Raw genomic sequence first — 1,216 nt, forward strand, 5'->3', positions numbered from 1 at the left:
TCGTGACGCTGTGCCTTCTCGCTACAGCGAGCCTGGTGACGGTGATCCAGCGCATCGTGACAGTGCACCGCCAGTCGCTGGCGGAACCCGAAGGTACCGCCACGGAACGTCCCGCCTGACAGCGCCAGGCGGCACCCCGGCGGCCGCGCCGAATCCCTGTCCCCGCGCGAGATTCGACTGCTGTAACCCGAATTCTGCCGCGCCCCGGCCGGGGGATAGTATTAGCTTTACCGGCCAATGGATCCGGTAATCCGGTGTGTGCGAGACACGGCATGAACGTGCCGTCCGCGCCCCGGCGAGGTCATCTATCTACCCATAGGGGTTTTTGTGTCTACACCTGATGTAAGCAGCGAAGCCGGCGCGTCCGCGAAGAACGTCACGGGCAGCAGCCGCGTCAAGCGCGGCATGGCTGAGATGCTCAAGGGCGGCGTCATCATGGACGTCGTCAACGCCGAGCAGGCCCGCATCGCCGAAGACGCCGGTGCCGTGGCCGTGATGGCGCTGGAACGCGTTCCGGCCGATATCCGCGCCCAGGGCGGCGTGTCCCGCATGTCCGATCCCGACATGATCGACAAGATCATTGCGGCCGTGTCCGTGCCCGTTATGGCCAAGGCCCGGATCGGGCACTTCGTCGAGGCGCAGGTGCTGCAGTCCCTCGGCGTGGACTACATTGACGAGTCCGAGGTCCTGACCCCGGCGGACTACACCAACCACATCGACAAGTGGAACTTCACCGTTCCGTTCGTCTGCGGTGCGACCAACCTGGGCGAGGCCCTGCGCCGGATCAACGAGGGCGCGGCGATGATCCGGTCCAAGGGCGAGGCCGGCACCGGGGACGTCTCCAACGCCACCACGCACATGCGCCAGATCCGTGCCGAGATCAAGAAGCTCGCCGGCATGGCCGAGGACGAGCTCTACGTCGCGGCCAAGGAGTTGCAGGCCCCATACGAACTGGTCAAGGAAATTGCCGCGACCGGCAAGCTCCCGGTGGTGCTGTTCACCGCCGGCGGCATCGCCACCCCGGCCGACGCCGCGATGATGATGCAGCTCGGCGCCGACGGCGTGTTTGTCGGCTCCGGCATCTTCAAGTCCGGCAACCCGGCCCAGCGGGCCGCCGCCGTCGTGAAGGCCACCACGTTCTACGACGACCCGGACGAGATCGCAAAGGCCTCCCGCGGCCTGGGCGAGGCCATGGTCGGCATCAACGTCGACGAGA

The 1,216-nt window shown here is 66.7% G+C and carries 1 protein-coding gene; it reads left to right on the forward strand.

The window, feature by feature from the left end:
• Window positions 1-327: 327 nt before the first annotated feature.
• Window positions 328-1,216, forward strand: an 889-nt coding sequence (pdxS, locus tag LQV45_RS33845) for a pyridoxal 5'-phosphate synthase lyase subunit PdxS (protein WP_290370406.1), incomplete at its 3' end; no start/stop codon positions are given.

This window comes from Microbacterium sp. Bi128, from assembly GCF_918698205.1.